Annotated in this window: 19 protein-coding genes; 5 read left to right on the top strand and 14 right to left on the bottom strand. The window is 60.6% G+C overall.

Annotated elements, in window-relative coordinates:
• Nucleotides 1-8: 8 nt before the first annotated feature.
• From ACM6IK_RS28315 to ACM6IK_RS28300, 4 genes are all read right to left on the bottom strand, one after another.
• Nucleotides 9-317, bottom strand: a complete 309-nt coding sequence (locus tag ACM6IK_RS28315) for a type II toxin-antitoxin system RelE/ParE family toxin (protein WP_414876925.1) — start codon at nt 315-317, stop codon at nt 9-11.
• Complete coding sequence (locus ACM6IK_RS28310) at nt 314-613, bottom strand: type II toxin-antitoxin system Phd/YefM family antitoxin (protein WP_414876924.1); 300 nt, start codon at nt 611-613, stop codon at nt 314-316. The genes ACM6IK_RS28315 and ACM6IK_RS28310 overlap by 4 nt, the downstream gene beginning before the upstream one ends.
• A gap of 118 nt (nt 614-731) precedes the next feature.
• Entirely contained in the window at nt 732-1,001 is a 270-nt protein-coding gene (locus ACM6IK_RS28305) for a hypothetical protein (protein ID WP_223530029.1), read from the bottom strand.
• Between the two features lie 42 nt (nt 1,002-1,043).
• Nucleotides 1,044-1,604, bottom strand: a complete 561-nt coding sequence (locus tag ACM6IK_RS28300) for a YbhB/YbcL family Raf kinase inhibitor-like protein (protein ID WP_108219757.1) — start codon at nt 1,602-1,604, stop codon at nt 1,044-1,046.
• Between the two features lie 139 nt (nt 1,605-1,743).
• Between ACM6IK_RS28300 and ACM6IK_RS28295 the strand changes: the two genes are divergently transcribed.
• Nucleotides 1,744-3,273: an FAD-dependent oxidoreductase gene (locus ACM6IK_RS28295; protein WP_414876923.1), complete on the top strand. Its 1,530-nt coding sequence runs from the start codon at nt 1,744-1,746 to the stop codon at nt 3,271-3,273.
• A 71-nt stretch (nt 3,274-3,344) separates the two neighbouring features.
• Here the strand turns inward: ACM6IK_RS28295 and ACM6IK_RS28290 are convergent, their stop codons facing one another.
• The 7 genes from ACM6IK_RS28290 to ACM6IK_RS28260 all read right to left on the bottom strand — a co-directional run bounded on the left by ACM6IK_RS28290 (nt 3,345) and on the right by ACM6IK_RS28260 (nt 10,894).
• Nucleotides 3,345-4,850 carry a YdgA family protein gene (locus tag ACM6IK_RS28290; RefSeq protein ID WP_414876922.1) on the bottom strand — a complete coding sequence of 502 codons (1,506 nt, stop codon included), beginning with the start codon at nt 4,848-4,850 and terminating at the stop codon, nt 3,345-3,347.
• A 282-nt stretch (nt 4,851-5,132) separates the two neighbouring features.
• A complete protein-coding gene (locus tag ACM6IK_RS28285) occupies nt 5,133-5,768 on the bottom strand; it encodes an NADH:ubiquinone oxidoreductase subunit N (protein ID WP_116264423.1) in 636 nt (211 codons plus the stop codon).
• Between the two features lie 93 nt (nt 5,769-5,861).
• Entirely contained in the window at nt 5,862-7,310 is a 1,449-nt protein-coding gene (locus ACM6IK_RS28280; protein ID WP_414876921.1) for an efflux transporter outer membrane subunit, read from the bottom strand.
• Entirely contained in the window at nt 7,307-8,194 is an 888-nt protein-coding gene (locus ACM6IK_RS28275) for an efflux RND transporter periplasmic adaptor subunit (RefSeq protein ID WP_414876920.1), read from the bottom strand. Before ACM6IK_RS28275 ends, ACM6IK_RS28280 begins: the two co-directional genes overlap by 4 nt.
• Nucleotides 8,191-8,400 (bottom strand): DUF1656 domain-containing protein, encoded by a 210-nt coding sequence (locus tag ACM6IK_RS28270; protein ID WP_414876919.1) that lies wholly within the window; start codon nt 8,398-8,400, stop codon nt 8,191-8,193. Before ACM6IK_RS28270 ends, ACM6IK_RS28275 begins: the two co-directional genes overlap by 4 nt.
• The gene (locus tag ACM6IK_RS28265; RefSeq protein ID WP_414876918.1) at nt 8,397-10,469 is read right to left on the bottom strand and encodes an FUSC family protein; all 2,073 of its coding nucleotides are present in this window, start codon (nt 10,467-10,469) and stop codon (nt 8,397-8,399) included. Before ACM6IK_RS28265 ends, ACM6IK_RS28270 begins: the two co-directional genes overlap by 4 nt.
• Entirely contained in the window at nt 10,466-10,894 is a 429-nt protein-coding gene (locus ACM6IK_RS28260) for a MarR family winged helix-turn-helix transcriptional regulator (protein WP_414876917.1), read from the bottom strand. The genes ACM6IK_RS28265 and ACM6IK_RS28260 overlap by 4 nt, the downstream gene beginning before the upstream one ends.
• 199 nt (nt 10,895-11,093) lie before the next feature.
• Here ACM6IK_RS28260 and ACM6IK_RS28255 point away from each other — a divergent pair, with 199 nt between their 5' ends.
• Nucleotides 11,094-11,372 carry an antitoxin of toxin-antitoxin stability system gene (locus tag ACM6IK_RS28255; protein WP_414876916.1) on the top strand — a complete coding sequence of 93 codons (279 nt, stop codon included), beginning with the start codon at nt 11,094-11,096 and terminating at the stop codon, nt 11,370-11,372.
• The gene (locus ACM6IK_RS28250; protein ID WP_414876915.1) at nt 11,369-11,650 is read left to right on the top strand and encodes a type II toxin-antitoxin system RelE/ParE family toxin; all 282 of its coding nucleotides are present in this window, start codon (nt 11,369-11,371) and stop codon (nt 11,648-11,650) included. Before ACM6IK_RS28255 ends, ACM6IK_RS28250 begins: the two co-directional genes overlap by 4 nt.
• Nucleotides 11,651-11,654: 4 nt before the next feature.
• Here the strand turns inward: ACM6IK_RS28250 and ACM6IK_RS28245 are convergent, their stop codons facing one another.
• Together ACM6IK_RS28245 and ACM6IK_RS28240 are read right to left on the bottom strand one after the other, a co-directional pair.
• Complete coding sequence (locus ACM6IK_RS28245; RefSeq protein WP_414876914.1) at nt 11,655-11,900, bottom strand: DUF2789 domain-containing protein; 246 nt, start codon at nt 11,898-11,900, stop codon at nt 11,655-11,657.
• Nucleotides 11,901-12,031: 131 nt separating this feature from the next.
• Entirely contained in the window at nt 12,032-12,493 is a 462-nt protein-coding gene (locus tag ACM6IK_RS28240) for an aminoacyl-tRNA deacylase (protein ID WP_095945028.1), read from the bottom strand.
• A 198-nt stretch (nt 12,494-12,691) separates the two neighbouring features.
• Between ACM6IK_RS28240 and ACM6IK_RS28235 the strand changes: the two genes are divergently transcribed.
• Complete coding sequence (locus ACM6IK_RS28235) at nt 12,692-13,225, top strand: NfeD family protein (RefSeq protein WP_414876913.1); 534 nt, start codon at nt 12,692-12,694, stop codon at nt 13,223-13,225.
• A gap of 2 nt (nt 13,226-13,227) precedes the next feature.
• Nucleotides 13,228-13,986, top strand: coding sequence for a slipin family protein (locus tag ACM6IK_RS28230; RefSeq protein ID WP_108219769.1), 759 nt, complete (start codon nt 13,228-13,230; stop codon nt 13,984-13,986).
• Nucleotides 13,987-14,004: 18 nt separating this feature from the next.
• Here the strand turns inward: ACM6IK_RS28230 and ACM6IK_RS28225 are convergent, their stop codons facing one another.
• Nucleotides 14,005-15,588, bottom strand: coding sequence for a glycosyltransferase family 39 protein (locus ACM6IK_RS28225; RefSeq protein ID WP_414876912.1), 1,584 nt, complete (start codon nt 15,586-15,588; stop codon nt 14,005-14,007).
• Between the last annotated feature and the right edge of the window lie 76 nt (nt 15,589-15,664).

Below are 15,664 nucleotides of genomic sequence, written 5' to 3'. Positions count from 1 at the left end.
CTTGGCGCCTAATGATCAATGCTGTTTTTTTCAAACAGCCGGCCAATGTCTCTCGCGCTATGCAGCACACGTTCGACCTTGATCTCGTCGTCCATCAAACAGTAGAAAACCAGATATCGGCCATGGGGGAGCATTCGCAATCCCTTCGCGCAATCGTCTCTTGAAACACCCAGATTCGGTTGATCGATCAACCGTGTGCACTGCCTGCGTAGCTCACCCACAAACGTTCGGGCCCGTTCAGGGTTGTCTCGGGCGATAAAACGAGCGACTTGCAGCAGATCGTCCCGTGCCAATGCGGAGAAAAGCAATTGCCTCATGGACGGTTTTGCTCGGCTGCTACCTCATCAATCAGCGCATCAAGCTCGGCAAACACGGTATCGGCAGCAATGGCCGGACGCGGATCGTTGCGGCTGGCTGCAATGGCTTCACGAAGTTCGGCAGCGTGTAGCCGATCCAGCAGCTGTTGATAGGCCGCGTGCGGTAAAAGATAAGCGGCTGGGCGATTGTGGATGAGCACGGCAACAGGCTCGGAACCCGCTTGCTCGATCACCGTGCTCGGGCTGCGCTTGAGCTCGGTGATGCTAACTGAACGGCTTGCAAGTAGCTGTTCCATGACGGCCCCAAAGGTACGAAAAAAAGTACCTTATAGTGTTCCATTCCTTGCATGAGGGTCAACGAATCTCCGACCAGTGCTGTCCTGGCCCACAAAAAAACCGCCAAAGCGGTTTTTTTCATTCTGTCGTCCAGTCGAACTCGTCGTACTCATCATCGTCCTCGTCGTCCTCGAAGAACTCCTCTTCAAGGTCGTCGTCTTCAACAACGTCTTCTTCCGGCTGATTCAGCAGAAAATCCTTGCGACTCTCGGTAATCGCTCGCCGTAGTTCCTCACCCTTTTGCGGGCAGTTGAGCATTTGGGCGATGCGGTCGATTTTTTTTGCCACGGCATCCTCCAACGCATCGGCTATAGCCTGATAGTGCGCGCTTTCGGGTCGGGATGCCAAATTCCCCGAGCACTGCGCACTTCAGTTTATTCCTGAAGACGGTTAGCGGTGATAGCGCCGCACCACGCTGCTGTTTTTCAGGACGTGGCCTTTGATTTTTTCCAGCAGCTGCGCACGGGTCAGGCCGGCAGGCAAGGCGTCCGGGGCCAGGTCCAGGGCGTAGATCTGGATGATGTAGTGGTGCGCGCTGTCGCCAACGGGTGGGCAAGGGCCGATGTAGCCGGTGGTGTTTTTGCTGTTGGTACCGCCGACGCCCTCGAGGCCGGGTTTGGTCCCGGCACCGGCCGGGATCTGGTGGGTAGCGGCCTTGATGCCGTAATGCACCCAGTGATCGACGCCCTGGCCTTTCTGGCCGTCCGGGTCGTGCATGACGATGGCGTAGCTTTGGGTGGCTGCCGGGCCGGTGTTCCAGTTCAACGCCGGGGAAATGTTGTGTCCACCGCACCCGGCGGCATCACTGGCGGCGACCGAGGTGAACAGACGGTCATCGGAGACACCGGGAATGTTCAGGGTGAAACGTTCCTGGGCCTGCGCCGGGAACTGCACGCAAAGGGCGACTGCCAAGGCCGCGAGCCAAGTGTTGATTGAGGTCAATCGGGTCATACCGGAGCACCTTGTGCGTGTTGGGCCGTCGTCGGCGTGCAAACTATAGCCGGACCGTTCACGCCGTGGCAGGGGCAATTGGCTGAACCTCGCGATAAGTACCAGACTCATAAGTGAAACGTCTGTCTGGAGAGTAATCATGACTCTGCATCGCGTTGCGCGTGTGGCCAATGTGCCCGAAGACCGGGGTCTGGAAGTGCAGGTCCAGGACAGCAAGATTCTGCTGTTGCGGGCCGGTGAGCAACTGCGCGCTTATCAGGCCGAATGCCCTCATGCCGGAGCCCCGCTGGCTGACGGTGCGGTATGCAACGGGCGCCTGACTTGTCCGTGGCACAAGGCGCAGTTTCGGATCGAGGATGGCGGGCTGTGTGAACCGCCAGCCCTGGACAGCCTCAAGCGCTATCCCCTTGAAGTCCGTGACGGCGACATCTGGGTCGGCGACCAGCCGTTGTCGCACGCCCATACGCCACCGGCTGACGATCCACGGACCTTCCTTATTATCGGCGCTGGCGCGGCAGGTACGGCGGCGGCAGCGGCGTTGCGCGAGAAAGGTTTCGGCGGCCGGTTGCTGTTGATCGACCGCGAAGCCGACGCCGGATACGACCGCACCGCGCTGAGCAAATACGTGATCGCCGGGGAGATGCCGCTGCACGAAGTCCCGCCGCTGCGCGACGAGGACTTTTACCGCGAGCAGCGGATCGAGCGTCTGCGAGGCGAAGTGGCAAGCCTGGATGCGCCAAACAGGACGTTGCGGCTGACTGACGGCCAGGCACTGACATACGACGCCGCGCTGCTGGCCACCGGCGGTGTACCCAACCCGCTGACACTGCCCGGTGCCGACCTGCCGCAAGTGTTCGTTTTACGCTCCAAAGCCCATGCACAGCAGATTCTGGACAGCGCCAGCGCCGGCCAGCGAGTCGTGATCATCGGCGACAGTTTCATTGCCATGGAGTCTGCCTCGTCCCTGCGCCAGCTTGGCCTGCACGTGACCGTACTGGCCCACCACGAGGTGCCGTTTGCCAAACAGTTCGGAGACACGGTCGGCAAGGCCATTCGCGCGCGGCATGAAGCCAATGGCGTCGTGTTTCATACCCGGGGCAATGCGGCACAGATCGAAGGGACGGACAAGGTCGAAGCCGTGTGCCTGGACAACGGCCAACGCTTGCCGGCCGATCTGGTGCTGGTCGGCATTGGCGTCACGCCCGCCACCGCCGCCTTCACTGGGCTGGCGAAAGAGCAGGATCACTCGCTACGTGTCGACGGCACAATGCGCGTGTCCGACGGCCTCTGGGCGGCTGGCGATATCGCCACGTTCCCGCTGAACAACCAATACCTGCGCATCGAACACTGGCGACTGGCCCAGCAGCAAGCACGGATCGCCGCGGCGAATATGCTGGGTGGTGACGAGCATTATCTCGACGTGCCGTTTTTCTGGACCTGGCATTTCGGTAAAACCTACGACTACCTCGGGCACGCCGAGGCCTGGGACGAGGTCGAGTTCAAGGGCGACCCTTACGATCCGCCCTTCATAGGCCTGTTCGGAAAAAACGGCATGGTGTCGGCGGCGGTGGCCTGCGAGATGGACCGGGCCATGGCGATGCTCGCCGAGCGGATGAAACAAACGTTGCCATGGGAAGAGGCATGGCGCCTGATCCGTGACGCCCCCTAGATACCGGACAGCAAAACGCCCGGCGCCTGCGCGATGCAGAGGCCGGGCGTTGCCGGGTTACACGGTCGCCGTTATTCGGTGGCGCCAGCACCCGCGAACTTGCTCATCACAAAACCGGCAAACTCTTCGACGGTCATTTTCTGGCCGTTGAAGTCCACCTGATTGTTGGCGTAATGCAAGTTGGTGACGATGTTGTTGCCGTCCAGTCTTGCCAGTTGGCTGCCGACCGCCATGCTGCTGAACATGTCTGCGGTGGCGGTGGCCTGATCGGCGATCAGCTTGGCGTCGGTCTGACCGTCGATTTGCGATTGCACGGTAAGCACATCGACCAGCATGGGCTTGGACACCTGCAGTTTGAAGTCCAGCAGCGCGATCAGCTGCCTGACCAACTGATCGGTCGGCAGATCGATGGCTTGCGGCTTGGTCAGGTCGAGCACCATATTGGCGCGGCTCTCACCGTTGACGGTGTTGAACGACAGATTTTCCAGGGCTACCTGCGGACCGGCCGCCAACAGTTTTTCCAGGCTGGACTTGAGCAGTGCTTCTTCGGCTTCGGTCAGTTTCAGCTCCGGTGCCGGCAGACCGGCCGCCGTCGCTTCGGCTGCCGCCCGCTCATACGGCTGCAGTTTGCTCTGGTAAACCTGCATCAATGACAGGCTCGCCGGAATATCGAGGTTCTTCAGGCTCATGGTCAGCGCACCGGAACCGATGGTCTTGCCATTCAGGGACACTTCGCTGACCTTGTAATCGGCACGCCCGGAGGCGCTGCTGCCCTTTTCTTCGGTCAGGTTTTTCATCTCGAATTTCTTGAAGTCCAGCACCGACTGCTTGACACCAAAAGTCGATTTGCCGCTGGCCAGTTCAAGGACGTTTTCGCCGGTGTAGAAACCGTAGGTACTTTTTGTCAGGTTGCTGGCCAGGGTCAGGCCGTTCAATTCAACCTGCACCGGTGCCTGGTCTTCGGACACGGTGGTCAATTTCAGGCTGTCCATGTAGCCGTTGGCCTTGACCTTCTGTGCCTGGGCGCTGGCATCGACGTCCATGCTCAAGCCGGAGAACTTCATGCTCGACTTGTCATCCAGCGCCATTTCCAGCGGCTGCAACTCGAAGGTGCCATTGGTAGCATTGTCATAGCCGATGTTGACCACGCCGGTCAGCGGGGATTTGTCCTTGGCGGCGGCGAACCACTTCTCGGTGGACGGGGTCTTTTCCAGTTCGTAGTGATTGGTCGCCAGGACTGGCAACCACTTCAATGACATCAGCCGCGAGAACGGCAACGGGCCGTGTTCGATGTGATCGACAAACAGCAACTCGACCGGCGCTTCGCCGAACATTTCGCCTTCGCCCTTGAGGCGGTAGTGCGCGGTGCTGCTGAATACATGACGCTCCAGCGACACCAGTTCCAGAGACGCTGTGCCGTTGGAACCGACCATGGCTGCCTGCAATTCCTTGTTGGCATTGGCAATCGAGGTGTTCAACACACCTTCGATTTTGGTGCCGGTGAACCAGGCTCCGCCTGCGCTGACGGCACCGATTGCGACAACGATTCCCAGTAGCACGCCTGCTGATTTATTCATGTATGACCCGTTCGATGTCCGTTGCTGAAAGTGAGGTCGTCTTCCCTGAACCCATGACAGGTTGCGGCTCGACTGCGCTGAAAGTGGAATGCAGATTAGCACCGGGCGCGACGAACGGCCCAATGATTAAAGGTGAAAGAGTGTCTCGGGGACGGTCAAATAAGGGCTGAGAGTTTCGGTGGATGTTCTGACGCCTTCGCTGGCAAGCCAGCGCCTACAGGGATCACCTTGTACCGTAGGCGCTGGCTTGCCAGCGAAGGCGTCAGCCTTGCCACCACAAAATCAGGAATACTGGACCTCGATCTCATCCAGCTGATGGTCAAAGCTTTTAAGCCGCGCAGTCCAGGTGTACACCAGCACTTCGAAGTCGCGATTGATCACCGCCCCGCCGGTCACTTCCGCACGCGGGTCGCAGACGTCCAGTTGATAGCGTTCGCGAGCCATGGCCGTGGCGACATCGGCCAGTTCCCGGGCATTGCTGAGCCAGTGCCGACCGTCGTCAGCCACCTGCCGGTCCAGCGCCAGGCATTGTTTTTTCAGGCTCTCGAGGCTTTTTTCCAGCGGCGTGCCGGTCAATTCGCCCATGACTTCCTGAAACGTGCGCCCCGGTTGCCAGTAACTGCCCCAGAAATAACGGTCGAACACCGTTTCGACACGACGCAACGCCACCTTGGTGTCCCAGATCAGGACCAGGGTCTTGCCTTGTTCGAGTTGTCTTTTCTTGATGCGTTGATTCTGGACCGAGGCCCAGGCCACCACCGCAATGGACATCACCGCAATCAGCGCGACGGCACTGTCGAGGAACGCCAGAGCCTTGTCGATCTGGTGGGCCAGCATGATGCCGTAGAAATAGGTGGCCGACAGCAGCACTAATGCCACGATGGCGCACCAGAAGCCGAGAGCATAAGGGTTTTTCATTCTTGGTTTCCCCCTGACCTGCGCGAGCCGTGAGCGAAGAAAGGGCACTTTGCACGCAGCGCCCTTCCAACACTTCAAAGCATAGCAATGGCCTCAGGGTTTGCCGGAGTTCGACGCTTGCGTTCGTCCGCTTTCCCAACCGCCGCCCAAGGCGAGGAACAAATCGATCTGGCTGGCGGCAACCTGGGTGTTCGCGGCCGCCAGTTGCGCCGTGACGTCGGTGTAGGTGCGGATGGCTTGCAGGTCAGCCAGGAAAGACTCTCGGCCAGCCTGGAAAAAGCGATGGGTCTGGTCGGCCGCCAGTTTCGCCGATTGCTCGGCATCGGCCAGGGCATCGCGGCGTTGCAGCAAGGCGGTGTACTGGGCGAGGCTGGTCTGGGTTTCGCGAATGGCGTTGAGCACCACCCCATCGAAATGCGCCAGCGTCGCCTGGGTCACCGCTTCGGCCTCGCGGATGCGCGCCCGGGCGCCGTTGGTCGGCACCTTCCAGGTCAGCGACGGGCCGAAGCCCCAGCGGTTGGTGGACGGGTCGCCGAGATCGTCCAGGATACCGACGGTACCGATGGTCGCGCCGATGCTGATATTCGGGTACAGCTCGCCCGTGGCGACACCGATACCGGCAGTGGCGGCCGCCAGCCGACGTTCGGCCTGCCGTACATCGGGACGACGCTTGAGCAATGCGGCGCCATCGCCCACCGGAATCAATTGCGCGATTTTTGGCAGTTCGTCGCAGGTGGCGGTGCCGGCTGGCAGTTGATCCACCGGTTTGGCCAGCAGCATCGACAAGCGGTACAGCCCGGCCTGACGCGCCGCTTCATAGCGCGGCATGTCGGCGCGCAGGGATTTGAATTGGGTTTGCGAACGGGTGACCTGGGTTTCGTCACCACGTCCGGCATCGCGCAGGCGCTGGATCAGCGTGGTGCTCTGGGCTTGCAGGTCGAGGGAATGCTGGGCAATTTCCCGCTCCTCATTGGCCGCGCACACTTGGGTGTAGGCCCGCACGACGTCGGCCACTACGGTGATGCGTGCCGTATCGGCGGCGGCCTGCGTTGCATCGGCGTTGGCCTTGGCCGCTTCGATGCCGCGTTGCAAGGTGCCGAACAGGTCGAACTGGTACGACGCGCTGATACCGATATCGCCAATGTTGGCCACCGGCACTTTTTCCGGGATCAGGAACGCCTGGCCGGACTCCTGCAAGCGCTGGGCGCCCATCTGCACGCCGCCGCTCCAGCCGCCCGCCGCTTGCGCCTCATCGACCTGAGCGCGAGAGCGGGACAGACTGGCCGCCGCCACGCGCAAATCGGTGTTGGAGGCCATGGCCTGCTGCACCAACTGATCGAGTCGCGGGTCCTGATACAAACGCCACCAATCGGCCGGCACCGGCGCGGACACCACCGTTTTGCCGTCGACCGCCAGATCACCCTGGAAGTCTGAACGATGGACAGCCGCCTCTTCGGGCAAATGATAATCCGGCCCGACCATCTGACACGCCGACAGCAGCAAGCCTAATCCGGCGACCGCCAAACCCGAGGCCCTGCTCATTGCGCCGGCTCCCGCTTCTGATCGTCGATGATCGATACCGTGGCGGTGCGCCCGGCGATCATGCGGAAATCATCCGGCACGTCATCGAAGGCGATGCGCACTGGAATCCGCTGGGCCAGCCGCACCCAGCTGAAGGCCGGGTTGACGTTGGGCAGCAGGTTATTGCCACTGGTGCGGTCGCGGTCTTCGATACCGGCGACGATGCTTTCCACATGCCCGCGCAGACGCGCATTGTCGCCGATCACCCGGATGTCGACGCTTTGCCCGATATGGATGCCGTTCAGTTTGGTTTCTTCGAAATAGCCATCGATATGAAACGAGTTGCTGTCGACCACCGACAACACCGGACGCCCGGCGCTGATGAACTCCTGAGCCCGTGGCGCGCGGTCGTTGACGTAGCCGTCCACGGGGCTTCGGATCACCGAGCGGTCGAGGTTGAGCTGCGCGCTGTCCACCGCCACCTGGGCTTCCATCAAGGCCACTTGGGCGCGGGCCACTTTCGACTGGCTTTCTTCCAGTTGCTCACCCGGCACCAGATTACCGAGCCCCTTGTTTCGCTTGGCCTCGCGCTGGGCCTGGGCCAGGGTTTCTTCGCGGTCGGCGACTGCCGCTTTGGCCTGGCGCAGCGCCAGTTTGAAGCGGTCTGGATCGATGCTGAACAGCACCTGGCCGCGCTTGACCAACTGGTTGTCGCGCACCTCCACTTGCTGGATCAGCCCGGACACGTCCGGAGCGATTTGCACGATGTCGGCACGGATGTGCCCGTCGCGGGTCCAGGGCGCGAACATGTAGTACATGACCATGCGCCAGACCACGACAACGGCGAAGCTCACGATCAGCAGGGTCAACACCACGCGACCCAGGGTTAGAAACGGTTTTTTCATGTCATCAGGTATCGACTGAGTGAGTCCACGGCGCCGAGCAGCAGAGCGTAGAGGGCCACGTTGAACAATGCCCGGTGCCAGACCAGACGGTAAAAGTGCAGGCGCATCAGCACCCCGTGCACCAACAGGTACAACACGTACGTAATGCCCATCAGCACCAGCAGCGTGGGCAGGAACACCCCGCTGACATCCAGGTCACCGATCATAAAGGCGCTCCATCAATGCCATGGGGAAGCGGTTCTTCGGGCTCGGCGGCGCCGACGAATTCGACGCCGGGCAACAGTGCCAGACGCAAGCCACTCAGGGCGTGCAGCAGATGCCGACGGGTTTCGTCATCGCCGGCACCGCTGAGGGCGCGACGGGTGCGATCGAGGGTCATCAGCAACGGGCTCGGTGCCGGCAAGCGTTCACCGGCCTTGAGACAGGCCTTGAAGTACTCGCCAACCTCGGCCACCACCTGGCGCAGCAGCACCTGCGGCACACCGAGGGCCCGCGGTGTATAAGCGAGCAGGTCCAACAGATTCAGCGCCACTCGCACTTCCCGCAGCGCCACGCCGGAGTCCAGGCCAGTCATGGCCAGGCGCGGCAGATGCTGCATCAGCCGATCGAGCATCCGAATGCCCAAAAGTCGATGTTCAGACAACGTGGCCGGCTCGGAGAGGCTGACAATGTCACGCCAGCTGAAACGGGTCAGGCGCTTGGCCGCCAGTTCAGCACCGAACGGCCGGGCAATCAGGGTCCAGATGAACGCGAACAGCAGCCCCATGGGGCCGGCCAGGTTGGAGTTGGCGAAACTGAGGAAGTCCGCGTCGTAAGCGCCCTGAATACTGATGAAGGACGAGGTGTTGACCAGGGTCAGCAGCATGCCCAGGTAAAACTGCGGTTTGACCGTCAGGGTCCCGACGCAAATGAACGGCACGGCAAACGCCAGCACCAGCATCGGAAAGTCATGCAGGTTGGGCAGCACCAGAAACAGATAAAGGCTGGCGAACACCACTGACATCGCCGTCCAGAAAAAGAACCGGTAAATCTGCGGCGCCGGATCGTCCATCGAAGCGAAGAAGCTACACGCCACCGCCGCCAGGATCACGGCGCTACCGCCATCGGTCCAGCCAAGCAGAATCCACAGCACCGAGGCCACGATAATCGCGGTGACGGTAGACGCCGCGGAATAAAACATCAGGCCGCGATCCAGAAACGGGGATAGCCGTCCCAGGCGCCAGTGTCGATACACCGCACGCCAGCTGTCCTGGCTTTCGTACTGGATGGCGTATTGCAGGCTGCGACAGTCCTGCCACAAATCGATCCACTCGCCGAGGCGGTAAATGGCATTGGAGAACAGCAGTTGCTTGCGGTCATCCAGAGCGTCGGGAGCAGGTTGCAGGGCCTCGAGTCGATCCTTCAGGGCTTGCCAGCGGTCTAGATCGGCATCCTTGTGTTCGAGCCATTCGGAGGTGGCGGCCAGCAACGGCGCGAACTTGTCCACAAGCTCCGGGGTGCGTCGTTCCAGGGCGTAAAGCGCATCGTCGAGGGCATCGATCACGGGCAGCAGGTGAATCATCCGTCCGCGCAGTTCCTTGGTGTTGCGCACCGTCTGCGGACGCGAGCCTTCGTGGGGCAACTGACCGATCATCAATTCCAGGGAGTTGAAGGTGGCGACCATCGATGCGCGCAACGCACTGACTTCTTCAGGCTGCACGTTGCGGCTGAGAAATCGCAGGCTGTAGGTCGATGCATCGGTAAACCATTTGCTCACCGAATCGTTGAACACCGGCGCCAGGCGCCGGGGCCAGAACATGGCACCGACCACCGCCGCCACGGCGATGCCGAGAAAGATTTCTTCGGTCCGTGCTTCGGCCACGTCCCACACGCCCAGCGGGTTATTCACCACCGGCAGGGCGATCAACGGCAAGGTGTAACCGGCGAGCATCAAGGCGTAGTTGTTGGCGGTGCGCAAATGCAGAGACAGAAACAGCAGCGTGCCGGTCCACAGCGCAATCACCACCACAAGCACGTAGGGGCTTTGCACGAACATCGGCACGAACAGAACCGCCGCCGCAGCACCGATAAAAGTGCCGACCGCCCGGTACAACGCCTTGGAACTGGTAGGGCCGAGAAACGGGCTGGAAACGATGTACACCGTGGCCATCGCCCAGTACGGACGCGGCATTTGCATGAGCAAGGCGATGTACAGCGCAATCATCGATGCGGCGAAGGTTCGGACTCCGTAGAACCAGTCCCGCGCCGGGGGCATGCCAGAGAAAAATCCGTTCAAGAGTTGACCACCGATGGCGGCGTGGCCGCTTCAAAAGCGCTCAGTACCCGCAGCGTAGCCTCCAGATCACTCTGGTCAATGCCTTCAAGGACTTCGTGGCGCAAGCGCACCAGCTCCGCTTCGACCGCCTGCACCAGCTCCCGACCGGTTTCGGTCAGGCTCAGGCATTTGGCGCGGCGGTCCTGCGCATCTTCGGTGCGGCAGACGTAACCGCCATGGCACAACTGATCGAGCAGGCGTACCAGCGACGGGCTCTCCATCCCTGCTGCCTGGGCCACCGTCACCTGGCGCACACCTTCGCCCAGACGCCCGATCATCAACAGCGCAACGGCACAGGCTTCGGAGATTCCATAGTTGGCCAGCGTGGTCTGGCAGATTTTGCGCCAATGCCTGGCGGCCACCACCATGGTGCTGCTGATGCTCATCTGGAGAACGTCGAGGTTATTCGGCACGAGGGAAAACACACACTGTTAGTTTGCTAACTATCAATATGGCATTGGAGAGGATTTTCCGTCAAGTTTTGAAACACATTGGCTTCCATCCGTCGCGAAGTCATAGGGGGTGAATCAGCCACCGTATAGAAGATGTATATACTTTGTCAGCACGACAACCGAGAAAGCAGCCATGTCCAAACAAGCCGTTTTTACAATGAAACTCGAGTCTGAATTGCGTGAACAGTTCATGGCAGAGGCAGAAGCCGCTCATCGCCCCGCCTCGCAGATCGTCCGGGAAATGATGCGTCAGTTTGTTCAAACTCAACGGGAGTCTCGCGAGTACGAAGCATTCCTGCAGCGTAAGGTCGACACCGCACGCGCTTCGATGCACGCCGGCGACGGGCTGACAAATGATGAAGTCGAGGCAGAGTTCGCTGCCAGGCGCAGGCGGGCCGCGCGACAAGTATGAAAATAATATGGACGAAAGAAGCAGCACAGGACCGTGCAGACATTTGGGATTACCTGCATGCCGTTAACCCGAAAGCAGCCATCGACATGGACAACCGGTTCAGCGATGCGCTATCCCGGCTTGCCCGATACCCGGAAAGCGGCCCTGCCGGGATCATTTCAGGCACTCGCGAACTGATTCCACATCAGAGTTACCGCATTGTTTATGAACAGGGACTGGACGCCATCTGGATACTCGCCCTGGTCCATACATCCCGACAATGGCCGCCCGGTCGATGACGATTCACCCCCCCCGCCCCTTCCTCAGCAGCACATCCAGCTGATCAATCACTTCGGCCCAATCCGCGTCTTCGAGAATTTCGTCCCGCAGGAAATCCGCCTGGCTCTTGTTCCAGAAGAACGCATCCGCCAGTTGCAGTTCCGGCTTGAGCGGTGAATGGGAGGCGATGAATTGATCGATGCTTTCGGCGTCGTCTGGCAGGCCGAGTTGTTTGAACAGGGATGGAAGGTTGTGGGTTGGGCTTTCCATGACAAACTCCGGTGAACCGATTCAGGGACCGCTGCGCGGTCATCGCGAGCAAGCTCGCTCCCACAGGAAAATGCGTTCTCCCTGTGGGAGCGAGCCTGCTCGCGAAGACGTCAGCATTGGCGACACAAAACTCAATGACTCAACTCCCGCACCTCGGCATGCGGCACCATTTTCAGAAACTCGGGCATGTCCATGCGCACCAGGTTGACGTGGTTGCCGGCTTCCAGATAGATGTCTTTCTGCCGGGTCAGCAGCGGATCGATCACCACCTCCAACCCATAGGACTCACCCAGCGCCGGTACGGCGCCGCGTTCGCAATCGTCGAACAGGTGCGCCAGGTTGCTTTCGCGAGACACCTGCCACTCACCGCTACTGCGGACTTTGCTCAGGTCAAGGTGACGGCTGGCGGGCAGCACGGCCATCAGGTAATGCCCATGGTGATCGTCGAGGATCACCGATTTTGCCACCCGTTCGGCAGGAATACCTGCGACCCGCGCTGTTTCAAGGCTGCTGGCCGAGTGTGGGTGGCTGACGATGTCATATTCGCATTTAGCCTTTTCGAGGCTTCGCTGCACGGTTCTTGCCATACGCATGATGCACCTCCGTGTCCGCAACAACCGCTGGCGGACGCTGGTTAACAATTCTTACAGTACTGAAAGTCTAGGCCCGATGACGTGTTCCGGCGGGAAATCCGCCCATCGGATGTCGACGACGATTGAGCAAAATTCATACCGGCCAAGGCTCAACTAAACTGTGTTCAGAGCCACCCCAAGACTCTCTCGGAGGGTCAAGTGAACACGCGTTGTTGTGCCATTGCGCTGCTGTTGGCGTTGAGCGGATCGGCCTGGGCCGCCGACACGGTTGTATTGCTGGTGCCCAACCCCCTCGGGATCTGGCTGATCACCTTCGGCCTCGCGTTTCTGATCGCTGAGGCGGCACTGCCCAATTACGGTGTGATCGGCCTGGGCGGCATCGTGATGTTCGTGATCGGTGCGGTGATCCTGTCCAATACCGAAGTGCCCGTGCCGTTGATGATCGGCCTGGCAGTGGTCAGCGCGCTGTTGCTGATCTACCTGGTGTTTCACGCCCTGAAGACCCGACCGCGCCACACCGTCAGCGGTGATGCCGGGCTGGTCGGCAGCGAAACGCCGGTCACGTCAGTGCAGCTCGACAACGCCTATGGCGGCTGGGTGCATCTGCAAGGAGAACGATGGCAAGTGCTCAGCGCGACGCCACTGCAACCCGGGCAACGGGTACGAGTGGTGGGGCGCAAGGGTTTGCTGCTGCAAGTGGCCGCGGCTGACGCGGTGCCGGGTGGAGAATAGTCATGGGTTTGCAATTGGGTCTTGTCGCGCTCCTGCTGTTGCTCATCGCACTGGCGGGGTCGACGTTTCGCATCCTGCGCGAGTACGAGCGCGGCGTGGTGTTCCAGCTCGGGCGCTTCTGGCAGGTCAAGGGCCCTGGTCTGATCCTGCTGATTCCGGTGGTCCAGCAAATGGTCAGGGTCGATTTGCGGACCGTGGTGCTGGACGTTCCGCCGCAAGACGTGATCACCCGCGACAACGTGTCGGTCAAGGTCAACGCGGTGCTGTATTTCCGCGTGCTCGATCCGCAAAAGGCAATCATCCAGGTTGAAGACTTTCTGATGGCCACCAGCCAATTGGCGCAAACCACGCTGCGGGCGGTGCTGGGTAAACACGAACTGGACGAACTGCTGGCCGAACGCGAACGGTTGAACCTGGACATCCAGCAAGTACTCGACGCCCAGACCGACGCCTGGGGCATCAAGGTTGCCAACGTCGAGATCAAACACGTGGACCTCAACGAATCGATGATCCGCGCCATCGCCAAGCAGGCCGAAGCCGAACGGGAGCGGCGAGCCAAGGTGATCCACGCCGAAGGCGAATTGCAGGCCTCGGAAAAACTCATGCAGGCCGCCGAAATGCTTGGCCGCCAACCGGGTGCCATGCAGCTGCGCTACATGCAGACCCTGAGTTCGATTGCCGGCGACAAGAGCTCGACCATCGTCTTTCCACTGCCGATCGAGTTGCTCAAGGGCATGGCGGACTTGTCATCGAAACCCTGAAGGTTGCGATGACGCCACTCATTGCCCGATATTGCCGGACAGGTACAACCTCGCGGCAACACCACCGGCCTTCATTTGACGAGCGATCTGCCATTGCGCCGGCAACGGTGCGAACTCGTCAGGTACGTCGGCGGTGCCAATCAGCCAGATTCGCCCCGTACCCTTGGGCAGGTCGCTCAAGTGGTCCAGATACGCGTCTGGCGTCGTCAAGGTACCGAAACCATAGTCGTTCGGCCGGCTCGAAGTGCCATCGGCCCGTGGCGGGGTGTACAGCAGGGGCTGGGTATTGCTGCGGTTGTAGTAGACGTAACTCAAGTACCAGAGCATGTCACTGGTGACGATCCGGTCCCCCGACTGAAAATGCAGGTTAACGTCTTCCACCAGGACATTGACCTGATCATGGACGTCCACCGTCGCGTTGTTTTTCAGACCCACCAGTTCAACACCGACAAACAGCACCAGCACCGTCAAGGCAAGCACCCGGGAACCGGAGTACAAGCGGTCGATTGCCAATGCCGCCAACAGCGGCAGGCCAAGGGCATACGCGGTAAGGTAGCGCTCGATGAATATCGGCGAAAAATACGACACCGCGAACACCAGCAGTATCGGGACAAAGGTGTAGACCGCGAGCAACGCACTGCCGCGGGACACGCTTCGATCACGTGCCAGCGCCACCCACACCAACACAGGCAGGGCCAGCGGCAAGGCGATAAATATCAGCGAGGGCAGGGTTTCGCCGTCGTCCTGGGTCAGTATCGTCCAGACCATCGACGGTAAGGAATCCAGGCTGACGGGCAACTCCCAGCCGACATCGCCATTGGCCTTGAGTTGATCCACGTGCCGTAGCAGGTCGACAAACCCCGGCAGCCATGGCAGATACAGCGCCACGATGGCCACATTGGCCAGCCACCAGTCACCCCGCTGGATGTGCCGCAGGCGATGCCCCGGCTGCACACGGATGATCCCCAGGTACAGCCAATGACACAGCACGCAAAGGGCCGTGAAGTAATGGGTGTAAAACGCCGCGCTCATCAGCACGACGTAGATCACCAGGTAGCGCCGACGCTGGGGCCTGCGGATCCAGTACACCAGTGCAATGGTTGCTCCCAGCAACCACAGCCCCAGCAGCGAATACATTCTCACTTCCTGGCTATACCGCACAGCCGTGGGAAGCAGGGCCAACAGGAAACCGGCCAGTATCGCGGCACGGCGGGTGGCGAGCCGATCGACCAGCCACACACCGAATCCGACCGAGGCAATCCCCGGCAGGGCGCTGAGACAGCGGATTGAAAAGATACCGTCGCCAAACATCGCGATCCAGCCGTGCAGCAACATGAAGTACAGCGGCGGGTGGACGTCATAGGCAGCATGCAACCAGATATCAGGTATCGAATAACGGGCCAGCAGCAGGCTGGAACCCTCGTCGCCCCAAATCGCGGCGGCAGTGAGATCGTAAAAGCGCACCAGCGCGGCCAACACCAGAATCGGCACCAGCCAATGCTCCCGCGTCCAGCGGATCAACGGTTGCGCGCCCCTGGCGAAACCAGGATTGGCGGGCGGTCCCTGAGTGTCGCCCATTGGCGTTTCTCTGCGCGCCTCCATTGCCTCCCCTTGCGACGTTGAGTGAAGAGCCGGATTGTTTGCGCATCACTTTAGCCCTTCAAGCCGAGCAACGTCG

It is taken from the genome of Pseudomonas sp. IT-196MI5 (genome assembly GCF_949767415.1).
Taxonomy (GTDB): Bacteria; Pseudomonadota; Gammaproteobacteria; order Pseudomonadales; family Pseudomonadaceae; genus Aquipseudomonas.
Note: the sequence above shows the minus strand (reverse complement) of the source record. Positions and strands in the feature narration are given on the sequence as shown.